Annotated in this window: 10 protein-coding genes and 1 rRNA gene; 5 read left to right on the top strand and 6 right to left on the bottom strand. The window is 72.7% G+C overall.

What is annotated here, in order from left to right; all coding sequences use genetic code 11:
* Positions 1 to 119: 119 nt before the first annotated feature.
* The 5 genes from ACFVVO_RS14835 to mtnA all read right to left on the bottom strand — a co-directional run bounded on the left by ACFVVO_RS14835 (position 120) and on the right by mtnA (position 7,225).
* Positions 120 to 989 carry a ComF family protein gene (locus ACFVVO_RS14835; RefSeq protein WP_390054940.1) on the bottom strand — a complete coding sequence of 290 codons (870 nt, stop codon included), beginning with the start codon at positions 987 to 989 and terminating at the stop codon, positions 120 to 122.
* Between the two features lie 79 nt (positions 990 to 1,068).
* A complete protein-coding gene (locus tag ACFVVO_RS14830; RefSeq protein WP_390054938.1) occupies positions 1,069 to 2,904 on the bottom strand; it encodes an LpqB family beta-propeller domain-containing protein in 1,836 nt (611 codons plus the stop codon).
* The gene (gene mtrB, locus ACFVVO_RS14825; RefSeq protein ID WP_390054936.1) at positions 2,894 to 4,984 is read right to left on the bottom strand and encodes an MtrAB system histidine kinase MtrB; all 2,091 of its coding nucleotides are present in this window, start codon (positions 4,982 to 4,984) and stop codon (positions 2,894 to 2,896) included. Before mtrB ends, ACFVVO_RS14830 begins: the two co-directional genes overlap by 11 nt.
* 1 nt (position 4,985) lies before the next feature.
* Positions 4,986 to 5,675 (bottom strand): two-component system response regulator MtrA, encoded by a 690-nt coding sequence (gene mtrA / locus ACFVVO_RS14820; protein ID WP_390054934.1) that lies wholly within the window; start codon positions 5,673 to 5,675, stop codon positions 4,986 to 4,988.
* Positions 5,676 to 6,082: 407 nt separating this feature from the next.
* Positions 6,083 to 7,225 carry an S-methyl-5-thioribose-1-phosphate isomerase gene (gene mtnA / locus ACFVVO_RS14815; RefSeq protein ID WP_390054932.1) on the bottom strand — a complete coding sequence of 381 codons (1,143 nt, stop codon included), beginning with the start codon at positions 7,223 to 7,225 and terminating at the stop codon, positions 6,083 to 6,085.
* Positions 7,226 to 7,365: 140 nt separating this feature from the next.
* Here mtnA and ACFVVO_RS14810 point away from each other — a divergent pair, with 140 nt between their 5' ends.
* From ACFVVO_RS14810 to ACFVVO_RS14790, 5 genes are read left to right on the top strand one after another with little or no spacing between them, the layout of a single operon-like run.
* On the top strand, positions 7,366 to 8,706 hold the full coding sequence (locus ACFVVO_RS14810) for a hypothetical protein (protein WP_390054930.1): 1,341 nt from the start codon (positions 7,366 to 7,368) through the stop codon (positions 8,704 to 8,706).
* Between the two features lie 4 nt (positions 8,707 to 8,710).
* On the top strand, positions 8,711 to 9,496 hold the full coding sequence (locus tag ACFVVO_RS14805; RefSeq protein ID WP_390054928.1) for a DUF4129 domain-containing protein: 786 nt from the start codon (positions 8,711 to 8,713) through the stop codon (positions 9,494 to 9,496).
* Positions 9,493 to 10,689 (top strand): DUF4350 domain-containing protein, encoded by a 1,197-nt coding sequence (locus ACFVVO_RS14800; protein ID WP_390054926.1) that lies wholly within the window; start codon positions 9,493 to 9,495, stop codon positions 10,687 to 10,689. The genes ACFVVO_RS14805 and ACFVVO_RS14800 overlap by 4 nt, the downstream gene beginning before the upstream one ends.
* Complete coding sequence (locus ACFVVO_RS14795) at positions 10,689 to 11,678, top strand: AAA family ATPase (protein WP_390055576.1); 990 nt, start codon at positions 10,689 to 10,691, stop codon at positions 11,676 to 11,678. The genes ACFVVO_RS14800 and ACFVVO_RS14795 overlap by 1 nt, the downstream gene beginning before the upstream one ends.
* Positions 11,678 to 12,988 carry a DUF58 domain-containing protein gene (locus ACFVVO_RS14790; RefSeq protein WP_390054924.1) on the top strand — a complete coding sequence of 437 codons (1,311 nt, stop codon included), beginning with the start codon at positions 11,678 to 11,680 and terminating at the stop codon, positions 12,986 to 12,988. Before ACFVVO_RS14795 ends, ACFVVO_RS14790 begins: the two co-directional genes overlap by 1 nt.
* Before the next feature lie 92 nt (positions 12,989 to 13,080).
* Here ACFVVO_RS14790 and rrf read toward each other — a convergent pair.
* A 5S ribosomal RNA gene (gene rrf / locus ACFVVO_RS14785) occupies positions 13,081 to 13,173 on the bottom strand; the annotation flags it as partial.

The raw sequence follows: 13,173 nt of genomic DNA, 5'->3' as shown, positions 1-13,173 counted from the left end.
GCGCCTTTCCTCACAACCGAACATATCTCGCCCGGACGGATGTCGTCACCCTCTACTGCGGCGTACCTCCGTTCAGGTGAATTAACCCCGTTACTACCTGCAACGATGCAACTTCGCGGTCAGTTCCTGCTTATTCCGAAAGAATCCCGAGGAGCGGCGATCACGGCTGCGCGGAGCGTCTCTCCGACGGCGTTCCGTGCCGCATTTTCCGGTGCACCATGCACCCACTGCTCCTTCTCCGGTCGTGCTTCGATCCGTCGTTCCTCCCTACCTTCCCGGGTTGCGGCCGCGTACACAGCGGTTGCGCCATCGCGGTGGATTACGGCCACCTCCCGCAGGGCCCGCGCCGCCTCGGTGAGGCTCGCTCCGGTCGTGATCAGGTCGTCGACGAGCACCACCAGGCCTCCGGCCAGCAGCCGCGCCCCGCCCGCCGTCACCTCCAGTGCGCCCGCGAGGTTCTCCAGGCGCCGGCGCGCGTCGAGTCCCGCCTGGTCCGCCACCACCCGCCGCTGCCGCAGCACGGCGGCGACCCGGGCCGGTGTCCCGGTGCGCCGCAGCTCCCCGGCCGCCGCGAGCGCCATCCGCCGCACCGGATCGTGCCCGCGTGCCCGTACCGCCCATCGGGCGGAGGGCACGGGCACGAGCAGCACGGTCGCCGGCCCACGTCGTACCGGCGGCCCGGCACCGGGGCCGACCGGTCCGAGACCCGCGCGCACGGCTCCCGCCAGGGCGGCGCCCAGGACTCCCGCGAGCGCGAGCGCGCCCCGCTCCTTGTGGGCGAGGAGCAACTCCCGTACCGCTCCCCCATAGGGGGCCGCCGCGTGCACCACCGGCAGCCCGGGCGGCTCCGGCAGCGGCCGCACCCGGCGTGGCGGCGTTGCCCGCAGAACGGTTCGGCAGCGCGCGCACAGCGCCGTACGAGGTGCCCCGCAGCCCGCGCACTCGGTCGGCAGCACCAGGTCGGTGAGGTCCCGCCACCACCCCCGCATGCGCACCACTGTGCCGAGGTCCGGGACGGTCTGCCACCCCTGTGGACAACGCCCTGTGGACAAGCCGGGTCGGCCCGGGTCAGCCCGGGTAGACCGGTGCCGTCCCGTCCTTGTCCACCTTCTGCCACTGCGCCCCCGACGGCAGCCGCACGACCCCGTCGTCCTCCGAGTAGGCCACCAGCGGCACCCGCTCGTCCTCGGACGCGGCGATCGCCATCACGCCGGACAGGGCGGCCGGCGCCGGACCGTCCAGAGCGGAGCCGTCGACCTGCACGTACCGCATCTGGTGCACACCGCCCTGTTCCAGGCCGACGGCGACCAGCCGGCTTTCCCCCGCCCAGGACATGGCGGTGATCTGCTCCAGATCGGGCGCGGCGGAACGCAGTTCGACGACCGCGGGACGTTCCCCGGAGTCCTCGTCGCGCGCGATCCGGCCGATGAGCAGCGACTGCTTGCCGTCCTTCTCCACGACCAGCGCGACCCGCGCCCCGTCGGCGGCCACGCGCACCTCCCTGATGTGTCCGGGCAGCTCGGGGACGGTGACCCGGACCGGTTTTCCGACGCCCTGCTCCACGACGTACAGCTTGGGATCGCGCGGGTCGCGGTCGGCCACCCACAGGTCGCCGCCGGCGTCCCAGCTCGGCGTGGTGAGTCGATCGTCCGCACCCGCCCCCTGGCTGCTGACCACCGGGTCCCCGAGCGAACCGTCCGGCTCCAGCGAGGTCACGTACAGGTTCCTGCCGTCGGCGCCGATCCCCGCGACGGTGTGCTCGTCCCGCGAGACGGCCACCGACCGCATCTGCCGCTCACCCTGTCCCAGCGGGCCCGGCACCGGGACGCCGCCGGTCCCGGTGCTCCCGGTCGGCAGCCGCACCAGCCGGTGCTTGCCGTCGAGGAAGTACAGGTTGTCGGGGCGCTGTGTCGAGGCGTGCCAGGCGGCCGACTCGGCCTCCTCCTCGGCCAGGTCGCACAGCCGATGCCCGTCGGGCCCCTGCAGTTCGACCGACTCGAGCGTCGGCGTCAGGTTCCGCAGTGTGAAGAGCAACTGGGTCGCCATCTCCGTGCACCGGGCGGACCCGATCCGGGAGACCTTGGCGTTCAGCGGCACCGTCAACCTGTTCTGGTCGTCCGGCGCGAGCCCCGACACGCCCTTCCGCAGGGCCGTACCGGTCGGGAAGCTGGACCTGACCACCGGCCCGAGCCAGCTGGTGGGCCCGGCCAGCAGGGACCGGACCATCTGGGTCATCGGGTCCACCTTGCTCCGGACGAACACCGGGTCGGCGACCGCGACCGGCTGCCCGGTCGTCCTGACCGTCGTGGTGGAGGCGAAGTAGTACTTGCTGACCGACGTGTAGTTGCGCTGGAAGTCCGTCTTGCCCATGACGACGCCCTGGGGCAGCGAGTCGATGCGCCACTGCCCGCTCTTCGCGTCCTTGGCGAGGTGCACCCGGTTGCGGTAGGACCCGTCGGCAGGCGCGTAGGCCTGCTGTGCGTCGACGGTGGCGACCCGGGTGCCCGCGAGGACGTAGGTGAGCGTGTCGGCCGCCTCCCGGCCGGCCGGCTGGTGGTCGGGCACGACGCTCGGCCCGTTCGCCAGGACCGTGGCCGACCGCTCCGGCCGCCAGGTGCGCGCGGCGTCGGCCGTCAGATACTTGCGTGCGGTGTCGTACTCCGGATCGTCGCTGGTCAGCGCCTCGAGAAAGCCCTGCATGATCTCGCTGGGCTCGGCGTCCTCGGCGGGCGGCATGGCGAACACGCGCACGCCGGTGTCCTGCCGCGGCGTGGACTCGACGTCCCGCAGATCCCCGCTGTCTGGCATCGACGCGCATCCGGACAGCAGAACGGCCCCGCAGACTGCGTAGGCCACCGCGCGTCCCGGCCGGTGCCGGGCGCCCCCCTCGCGGTCATCGCCCACGAAATGCCTCCCCTGGCTCGGTCGCGTCCTCGGGTCCGGCCTGTTCCGGACGGCCCGCGTCTGTGTCGGCCGCCTGCTGCGGGCCACGCCTGTCCTCGGGACGCCGTGCGCCGCCGGCCGGCCGGGGCACCACACGCGCGCCGTTGCCGTTGCCGGGCAGCGCGCTCGGGTCGACGGCGGGCGTCACCGTGGCAAGACGCGAGGCACGCGCGGGCAGCGGCGGTACCTGGCCGCCGCCCGGCTGCACCGGAACGGTCGCCCGCTTCTCCTCGCTCCCGCGGGACAGGCCCGCGTCGTCGAGTCCGCGGTTGCGCCGCGAGTCCTTCGGCTCCAGCGGTATCGGCGAGCCCCGCAGGGGTTCGTCCGCGGTCCGCGGCAGGGTCAGCCGGAACTGGGAGCCGCCGCCCGGCTCGCCCCAGGCCTGCAGCCAGCCGCCGTGCAGACGGGCGTCCTCCAGGGCGATCGACAGGCCGAGGCCGGAACCGCCGGTGGTACGCGCGCGTGCCGGGTCGGCCCGCCAGAAACGGCTGAAGACCCGGGTCGCCTCACCCGGCTTGAGGCCCACGCCGTAGTCGCGCACCGCGACGGCGACCGCGCCGCCCGCGGCGGCGAGCCTGACGACGACGTCCTTGCCCTCGCCGTGCTCGACGGCGTTGACCACGAGGTTGCGCAGGACGCGCTCCACCCGCCGGGCGTCGGCCTCGGCGACGACGGGCTGCTGGTCGCCGAGCACGCGGATGCGGGTGCCCTTGCGCTCGGCGAGCGGCTCGGCCCCGCCGACCACCCGGCGCACCACGACCCGCAGGTCTATCGGCTCGGCCTCAAGCGCCGCCGCGCCCGCGTCGAAGCGGCTGATCTCCAGCAGGTCCGCGAGCAGCGACTCGAACCGGTCGAGCTGGTCGGCGAGCAGCTCGGCCGACCGGGCGGTCACCGGATCGAAGTCCTCCCGCGCCTCGTGGATGACGTCGGCGGCCATCCGCACGGTGGTCAGCGGTGTGCGCAGCTCGTGCGAGACGTCGGAGACGAACCGCCGCTGCATCCGCGACAGGTCCTCCATCTGCTGGATCTTCATCTGCAGGTTCTGCGCCATCTTGTTGAAGGCCTCGCCCAGGCGGGCGATGTCGTCCTCGCCGGTGACCTTCATCCGCTCCTGCAGCCGCCCGGCGGACAGCCGTTCCGCGATCCCGGCCGCCATCCGCACCGGCGTGACCACCTGCCGCACCACCAGCCAGGCGATCGCCCCGAGGAGTACGACGACGAAGAGTCCCGCGGTCGCGAGCGTGCCCTTGACCAGGCTCAGGGACTTCTCCTCCTGCGTGAGCGGGAAGAGGTAGTACAGCTCGTAGGGGTGGCCGTTGGGATCGTTGACCTGCTTGCCGATGACCAGCGCCGGCTGGGACTCCTTGGCGTTGGAGTAGACGATCCGGGTGTAGCTCTGGGCGGCCGTCGTACTGCTGTTGACGCGGTCGCGCAGGTCGGCGGGCACGCTGGAGGACGGGTTGACGTTCCCGGAGCCGCGCGGGCTGCGCCCGCCCCCGCTGTCGTCACCCACGGGCAGCGTCACGACGTCGAACGCGCCGGCGCCGCCGCTGGACAGTGACTCGACGAGGTCGCTCATCCACTGGATGACGTTCTGCGACTGCCGTCCGTCGGCGGTGTCGTCACCGGACACCGGGGCCGTGCCCGTGCCGCCGACGGCCTCGTCGGACTTCTGCTTGGCCACGGCGAAGCCGCCGGTGGCCTGGCTCTGCGACGCCTTGACCTTTGCGTCCAGCAGACCGTTGCGCACCTGCCCGATGACGACGAAGCCCAGCAGCAGGACGACGCCCAGCGACATCAGCAGGGTCGTGGCGACGACCCTGAGCTGGATGTTGCGCCGCCACAGCCGCATGACGGGCAGCAGCGGACGTCGCACCCAGCGCATGAACAGACGGAGGACGGGGCTGCCCTGGACCCCGCCCTGCAGCAGCCCGCCCTCGAAGAGGCGTCCCCAGCGCGAACCCGCCGTCCTGCGGCCGACAGGCCGCTCCGGACGGGCCCCGGACCGGCCGGGGGCCGAAGCGGCACTGTCCCCGGACATGTCAGCTCGGTCCGGCCTTGTATCCGACACCACGGACGGTCACCACGATCTCCGGCCGCTCCGGGTCCTTCTCGACCTTGGAGCGCAGCCGCTGGACATGCACGTTGACGAGCCGCGTGTCCGCGGCGTGCCGGTAGCCCCACACCTGCTCGAGCAGCACCTCACGGGTGAACACCTGCCACGGCTTGCGGGCGAGCGCGACCAGCAGATCGAACTCGAGCGGGGTCAGCGCGATCGACTGCCCGTCCCGCTTCACCGAGTGCCCGGCCACGTCGATCACCAGGTCACCGATGGTGAGCTGCTCCGGCGTCGGTTCCTCCGACCTCCGCAGCCGCGCCCGGATACGGGCCACCAGTTCCTTCGGCTTGAACGGCTTCACGATGTAGTCGTCGGCGCCCGACTCCAGGCCCACGACGACATCGACGGTGTCGCTCTTGGCGGTGAGCATCACGATCGGCACCCCGGACTCGGCCCGGATCAGCCGGCACACCTCGATGCCGTCCCGGCCGGGCAGCATCAGGTCGAGCAGCACCAGGTCGGGCTTGGACTCCCGGAAAGCGGCCAGCGCCTTGTCGCCGTCGGCTACGAAAGACGGCTCAAAACCTTCACCACGCAGCACAATGCCGAGCATCTCGGCCAGTGCGGTGTCGTCGTCGACGACAAGGACTCGTCCCTTCATAAACGACATCATCCCATTCTCGTAACGACGACAGAGGCGCAGGTGAGACAGCTCACTGGCCTGTGACGATAGTCGTACGGAGCCGTCACTGTCTGCCCCCGGCTCCGCGGGGCTTGCCGATCACACCGCTGCCGGGCCCTCCCTTGCCTTCTCACGCTCGAAATCTTTGCCGGAACGCCCCGGCGTGATCCACTTCGACGTGTCATGCACAGGTGGCCTTTGGGAGTGGCCATGGGGCGAACGAGTGCCGACGCACGACGTCGGGTCGCCCGGCAGATCCTGCGCGACGGCGTGGACTGCTGAGCCCACTCACCCGGCGGCGACGCGGCCCGGCCACTTCGAATCCGGGCCTGTCACGGCCGCCTCGCCCACGCCTCGCCGCAGGGCGGAGAGGCCGCCACCGTCGGTCGCCTCGTCCCTCAGCCGGGCGTCACCTGACGGGACCGGGCGCACAGTTCCGCGAGCCCCTCGGCCGTCACGGGTGAGACCGCCCCCTCCTCGGTGACGATCGCCGTCACCAGCTCGGGCGGCGTCACGTCGAACGCCGGGTTGTACGCCTGGGTCCCCAGGGGCGCCACCGCGATTCCGCCACCGACTCCCGTCACCGGCATCTGAGGGGCCAGGACATCGGTCACCTCGTACCCTGGGCGCTGCTCGACCTCGATGGACGCCCCGTCAGGAGTGCCGGGATCCACCGTCGTCACCGGCGCCACCACGATGAAGGGCACATGGTGGTACCGGGCGAGCACCGCGAGCGGATAGCTCCCCACCTTGTTCGCCACCGATCCGTCGGCCGCGATCCGGTCCGCGCCGATCAGCACCGCGTCCACCTCACCCGCCGCGAACAGCGACCCGGCCGCGTTGTCGGTGAGCAGGGTGTACGCCATACCGCGCCGCGCCGCCTCGTACGCCGTCAGGCGCGCGCCCTGCAGCAGCGGACGCGTCTCGTCCACCCACAGCCTGCGCAGCCGCCCGACCCGGTGCGCGGCGAGGGCCACCGCGAACGCCGTCCCCTCCCCGCCCGAGACCAGTGACCCGGTGTTGCAGTGGGTCAGGATGCGGTGCCCGCCGCCCGGCAGCAGCTCGTCCAGCAGCGCCAGCCCGTGGACCGCCATCCGCCCGCTGGCCTCGGCGTCCTCCTGATGCACGGTTCGCGCCGCGGCCAGTGCCGCCGTCGCCGCCGCCGTCGGGTCACCGGTACTGGCGAGCGCCGTACGATGAGCGGACGCCGCCCTGTGCACCCCGAGGGAAAGGTTCACGGCGGTGGGCCGGGCGCTCTCGAGCGCCGCCGCGGCCTCCTCGACGTCGAAGCCCCGCGCGGCGGCGAGCGCGACGCCGTACGCCCCGGCGATCCCGAGCAGCGGGGCCCCGCGCACGGCGAGCGAGCGGATCGCCTCCACCAGCGCCGGCGCATCCGTGCACACCAGCTCGACTTCATCGGCCGGCAGCCTCGTCTGGTCGAGAAGGACCAGCACGGGGCCTTCGGGCGGTTCCTCCCATCGGATCGCAGGTATCTCGGCCGGCCGCTTGTCCTCGCCGGATTGCGCGTACTGATCAGCCATGCGGTCAGTCTGCCCCGGAACCGGCGGACAATTGAAGGAGTCCAGCGCCTACCGCAGCCGGTCATCCGATGACCACCCCATGGCACGATGTCTGCCAACCTGCCGCCGCGTCCGCGGACGGGCACCGTGAAGGAGCTTCGATGACTGACACTCCGGGCTGGGCCTCGCCCGGATCCGCCCCGTCGTCCGACGGGCGGGAACCCGGCGCGTCCGGCCCCGCCGAGCCCGCCGACCGCCCTGGCCCCGCCGAGCAGCCGGGCCCGGACGCGCAGGCACCAGGCGCGAAGTGGTCCAACGAGCAGCCCCCACCCGGCCAGTGGTCCGCGCCCACGGGCGCCCCGAGCCCCGGCCAGGCCCCGCCGCCGCCCGGCACGGGCTGGGGCGGCGGTCGGCCCGGCGGCCCCGGAGGGGGCCCCTACGGCGGCCCTCCCGGCGGCTACGGCGGGGCCTGGGGCGGCGGCTGGGGCGGACCCCCGCCCGCGGCCAAGCCCGGCGTGATCCCGCTGCGCCCGCTCGGCGTCGGCGAGATCCTCGACGGCGCCGTCTCCACCATGCGCACCCACTGGCGCACGGTCCTCGGCATCTCGCTGACGGTCGCGGTGGTCACCCAGCTCGGGTTGATCCTGCTGCAGGGCTTCCTGCTGAACGACAGCGAGACCACCGACTCCCTCAGCGACCCGAGCGCCTCCGGAAGCGAGATACTCCGGGCCCTCGGCACGCTCATGGCCGGTACCTCCGTCGTGGCCGTGATCTCCGTCATCGGCTCCATCGTCGCGACCGCCCTGCTGACGACCGTCACCAGCCGTGCCGTCCTCGGCAAGCCGGTCAGCACCGGCGAGGCCTGGCGGGACGCCCGCCCGCAGGTGCCCAAGCTGTTCGGTCTGCTCCTCCTGCTCGGCCTCATCTCCGTGGGCGTGGTGTTCGGCGGCGCGCTGCCCGGCATCCTCGTCCTCGCCCTCGGCGGGAACGAGGCAGCCGGTATCGCCCTGCTCGTCCTCGGCATGCTGGCCGCCCTCGTCGTCGCGATCTGGCTGACCGTCCGCTTCTCCCTCGCCTCGCCCGCGCTGATGCTGGAGCGGCAGAGCATCGTGAAGTCGATGAGCCGCTCCGCGAAGCTGGTCCGCGGCTCCTGGTGGCGCGTCCTGGGCATCCAGATGCTCGCCGGGGTCATCGCCAACATCGTCTCGTCGCTCGTCGTGATCCCCTTCGCGCTCATCGCCGGTGCCGCCAGCGGCGGCGGCATGGCGACCTTCTTCACCACCGGCGGCCAGAACGCCGGCTGGACCTTCCTGATCATCAGCGGCATCGGCTCGGTGATCGGCGCCATGGTCACGCTGCCGATCACCGCGGGCGTCACCGTGCTGCTGTACATCGACCAGCGCATCCGCCGCGAGGCCCTCGATCTCGAACTGGCCCGCGCCGCCGGTGTCCAGGGAGACGGCCCCGGCGCCCCCGCCCCCGGCCCCGTACCGGGGAGCTGATGCGGTGAACCTGACGGGGGGAGTTCTCACGGCGGCCCCGGCCCTGCCGGGCCCCGCCGGATCGGCCGTACGCGGCCTGCTGGGCGTCACCGCCCGCACCGGCGTTTTGGCGGCCGGCGGCTCGGGCGACGAACCGCCGGTCACCATTCCGCGCGACCCGGCGCGGGAAGCCGCGCGCCGCGAGCTGTCGAAGCGGATGTACCACGAGAACGACCCCGGCCTGATCCAGCGAGCCCTGAACGCGTTCTGGGATTGGGTCGGCCATCTGCTGGACACCGCGGCGTCCGCGACGCCTGGTGGCGCGCTCGGCCTTCTCGTCGTCGTCCTGGCCGTCGTGGCCGTCCTGGCCGCCCTGTGGTGGCGCCTGGGCACCCCACGCCGCCCGCCCGTCTCCACCGCCACCCTGTTCGACGACCGCCCCCGCAGCGCCGCCGAACACCGAGCGGCCAGCGAGGCCCATGCCGCCCAGGGCCACTGGAACCACGCCGTCCAGGAGCGCATGCGGGCCATCGTCCGCTCCCTGGAGGAACGGGCCCTGCTCGACGTGCGCCCCGGCCGCACCGCCGACGAAGCCGCCGCCGAGGCAGGCCGCACCCTCCCCGCGCACACGGACCGGCTGCGTTCCGCCGCCCGGGAGTTCGATGACGTCACATACGGCGGGCGCCGATCCGACGAGCAGGCGTACCAGCGCATCGCCGAACTCGACCGCGACCTGGAACGCAGCCGGCCCGACCTCGCGAACAGCGCCACCAGCACGGCCCACAGCACCAGCCAGGGGGCCGCCGAATGACCACCGAGGCCACGCTGCCGGCCACCTCGGCATCGCCCACCGCCCGCCAGTTGTGGACCCGCTCGCGAGGCATCGCACTCGCCGTGGTGCTCCTCCTGGTCGCGGCCGTGGCGATCGCCGCCGTCCGCTCCCAGGCCCGGCACGGCGCACTCGACCCGCGCTCGGCCGACCCCTACGGCAGCCGAGCCGTCGCAGAACTCCTCGCCGACCGGGGCGTCTCCACGCGCGTCGTCACCACGCTCGGCGCGGCACGCGCCGCGGCCGGACCGAACACCACGCTCCTGGTCGCCGTACCCGACCTGCTGACCCACCGGCAACAGACCAGACTGCACTCCGCCACCGCGGCCTCCGGCGGACGCACCGTCCTCGTCGCGGCCGGAAGCTGGTCCGTCGAACGCCTCGTACCCGGGGTCACCGCGGACCCCGCCACCAGCATGGGCTCGACGCTCGCCCCCGGCTGCGCCCTTCCCGAAGCCCGGCGCGCGGGCAGCGCCGACACCGGCGGCATCCGCTACACCACCACCCACCTCGACGCCGACTCCTGCTACCCCAGCGAACGCCTCGCCACCCTGCTCCGCGTCCCGGCGGCCTCCGGAGACGGCGACACCGTAGTGCTCGGTGCGCCCGACATCCTCTACAACAAGCGCCTCGACGAGCAGGGCAACGCCTCGCTCGCCCTCCAGCTCCTCGGCTCCCGTCCCCATCTGGTCTGGTACCTCCCCTCGCTCTCCGACGGCCCGACCGCCGACTCCGGCGACCAGAAGACCTTCCTCGACCTGCTTCCGTCCGGCTGGCTCTGGGGCACCCTGCAGCTGTTCATCGCCGCGGTGCTCGCCGCCTTCTGGAGGGCACGCCGGTTCGGCCGGCTCGTGCCCGAGGAACTCCCTGTCGCGATCCGTGCCTCCGAGACCGCCGAAGGCCGCGCCCGCCTCTACCGCAATGCCAACGCCCGCGATCGCGCGGCCGCGGCTCTTCGCACCACCACCCGGGCGCGTCTCGCCCCGCTCGTCGGCGTCCCCGCCGCCCAGGCACACGCGCCCGAAGCCCTGCTCCCCGCCCTGTCCGCCCATCTCCACGGCGACGGGCAGAACCTGCACCCCCTCCTCTTCGGACCGCCGCCCGGCGACGACGCGACCCTCATCGCGCTCACCGACCAACTCGACGCCCTCGAAAGAGAGGTTCGCCGTTCATGATGGACCCGACCACTGACAACGCCGGGACCACCCGGAACCCGGACGCGGCCCGAGCCTCCCTGGAAGCCCTGCGCGCCGAGATCGCCAAAGCCGTGGTCGGCCAGGACCCCGCCGTGACCGGCCTCGTCGTCGCCCTCCTCTGCCGCGGACACGTTCTCCTAGAAGGAGTCCCTGGGGTCGCCAAAACGTTGCTCGTCCGCACACTCGCATCCGCCCTCGAACTCGACACGAAGCGAGTCCAGTTCACCCCTGACCTGATGCCGAGCGACATCACCGGCTCCCTCGTCTACGACACGCGGACCGCCGAGTTCTCCTTCCAGCCCGGCCCGGTCTTCACGAACCTGCTGCTCGCGGACGAGATCAACCGCACCCCGCCCAAGACCCAGTCCTCCCTGCTGGAAGCCATGGAGGAACGCCAGGTGACGGTCGACGGCACACCGCGCCCGCTCCCCGAGCCGTTCCTCGTCGCCGCGACCCAGAACCCGGTGGAGTACGAGGGCACCTACCCCCTCCCCGAGGCCCAGCTGGACCGCTTCCTCCTCAAGCTGACCATCCCTCTGCCCTCCCGCCAGGACGAGATCGACGTCCTGACCCGCCACGCCTCCGGCTTCAACCCCCGCGACCTGCGCGCCGCCGGCGTACGCCCGGTCGCCGGCCCCGCCGACCTGGAGGCGGCTCGCGCAGCGGTCGCCAAGACGAGCATCTCCCCCGAGATCACCGCCTACGTGGTGGACATCTGCCGCGCCACCCGTGAGTCGCCCTCCCTCACCCTCGGCGTCTCCCCGCGCGGCGCGACCGCTCTCCTGGCCACCTCACGCGCCTGGGCCTGGCTGACCGGCCGTGACTACGTCATCCCCGACGACGTCAAGGCTCTCGCCCTGCCCACCCTGCGCCACCGGATCCAGCTCCGGCCCGAGGCCGAGATGGAAGGCGTGACCGCCGACTCCGTCATCAACGCCATCCTGGCCCACGCCCCGGTCCCCCGCTGATGGCACTCACCGGACGCGCCGCCCTCCTGGCGGCCCTCGGCTCGATTCCCATCGGCATCCTGGAGCCGGGCTGGACGGGCATCCTCGCAGTCAACGGCTCCCTCGCGCTGGCCTGCGCCTGCGACTTCGCCCTCGCGGCTCCCGTACGACGCCTCGGCCTGTCCCGCTCCGGCGACACCTCCACACGCCTGGGCGAGACCGCCGACGTCACCCTCACCGTCACCAACCCGACCAGCCGCCCCCTGCGCGCACATCTGCGGGACGCATGGCCACCCAGTAGCTGGCAGCCCGGCACCGAGGTCGCGGGCTCACGGCATCACGTCACCGTCCCGGCCGGCGAACGCCGACGCGTGACGACCCGGCTGCGTCCCACACGGCGCGGCGACCGCCAGGCCGACCGCGTCACGATCCGCTCCTACGGACCCCTCGGCCTCTTCTCCCGACAGGGCACGCACCAGGTGCCCTGGGCGGTGCGAGTCCTGCCCCCGTTCACCAGCCGCAAGCACCTTCCGTCCAAACTCGCCCGACTGCGCGAGCTCGACGGCCGCACGAGCGTGCTGACCCGCGGCGAGGGCACCGAGTTCGACAGCCTGCGGGAGTACGTCCCCGGTGACGACACCCGCTCAATCGACTGGCGTGCCACCGCCCGGCAGTCCACGGTCGCGGTGCGTACCTGGCGACCCGAGCGGGACCGTCACATCCTCCTGGTCCTCGACACCGGCCGTACGTCGGCCGGGCGCGTGGGTGACGCCCCGCGCCTGGACGCCTCCATGGACGCGGCGCTGCTCCTGGCGGCGCTCGCCTCCCGAGCCGGCGACCGTGTTGAACTACTGGCCTTTGACCGCCGGGTCCGCGCCCGGGTCCAGGGCCGCGCCGCCGGTGACGTCCTGCCATCCCTGGTCAACGCGTTGGCCACGCTGGAACCGGAACTCGTGGAAACGGACGCGCGCGGTCTGACGGCGACGGCTCTGCGTACGGCCCCGCGCCGCTCTCTGATCGTGCTGCTCACGACTCTCGACACCGCCCCCGTGGAGCAGGGCCTGCTGCCCGTGCTGCCACAGCTCACCCAACGCCACACCGTCCTGGTGGCCGCTGTCGCCGATCCTCACATCGCGCGAATGGCGCAGGCCCGAGGGAATGCGGAGGCCGTGTACGAGGCCGCTGCTGGGGCGCAGGCAGGGACCGAACGGCAGCGCACGGCTGAGCAGTTGCGCCGGCATGGCGTGACCGTCGTGGACGAGACGCCAGATGATCTGGCCCCGGCACTGGCGGACGCCTACCTGGCCCTGAAGGCAGCCGGCCGACTCTGAACCACAGGCATTCTCGGTCCCCTCGGGGGCCCAATACTGTCCTGAACGCAGAAAACCCCCGCATCTTTCGATGCGGGGGTTTCCCAAAGATTGTTCGGCGGCGTCCTACTCTCCCACAGGGTCCCCCCTGCAGTACCATCGGCGCTGTGAGGCTTAGCTTCCGGGTTCGAAATGTAACCGGGCGT

Origin of the sequence: Streptomyces sp. NPDC058145 (assembly GCF_042884245.1) — a bacterium.
GTDB lineage: Bacteria > Actinomycetota > Actinomycetes > Streptomycetales > Streptomycetaceae > Streptomyces.
This window is presented reverse-complemented; position numbering and strand designations above follow the sequence as displayed.

Bases quoted from the DNA above. Each gene is read 5' to 3' on its own strand.
- mtrB (WP_390054936.1), bottom strand. From the start codon at position 4,984: ATGTCCGGGGACAGTGCCGCTTCGGCCCCCGGCCGGTCCGGGGCCCGT.
- ACFVVO_RS14810 (WP_390054930.1), top strand. From the start codon at position 7,366: ATGACTGACACTCCGGGCTGGGCCTCGCCCGGATCCGCCCCGTCGTCC.
- mtrA (WP_390054934.1), bottom strand. From the start codon at position 5,675: ATGATGTCGTTTATGAAGGGACGAGTCCTTGTCGTCGACGACGACACC.
- mtnA (WP_390054932.1), bottom strand. From the start codon at position 7,225: ATGGCTGATCAGTACGCGCAATCCGGCGAGGACAAGCGGCCGGCCGAG.
- ACFVVO_RS14800 (WP_390054926.1), top strand. From the start codon at position 9,493: ATGACCACCGAGGCCACGCTGCCGGCCACCTCGGCATCGCCCACCGCC.
- ACFVVO_RS14835 (WP_390054940.1), bottom strand. From the start codon at position 989: ATGCGGGGGTGGTGGCGGGACCTCACCGACCTGGTGCTGCCGACCGAG.
- ACFVVO_RS14790 (WP_390054924.1), top strand. From the start codon at position 11,678: ATGGCACTCACCGGACGCGCCGCCCTCCTGGCGGCCCTCGGCTCGATT.
- ACFVVO_RS14795 (WP_390055576.1), top strand. From the start codon at position 10,689: ATGGACCCGACCACTGACAACGCCGGGACCACCCGGAACCCGGACGCG.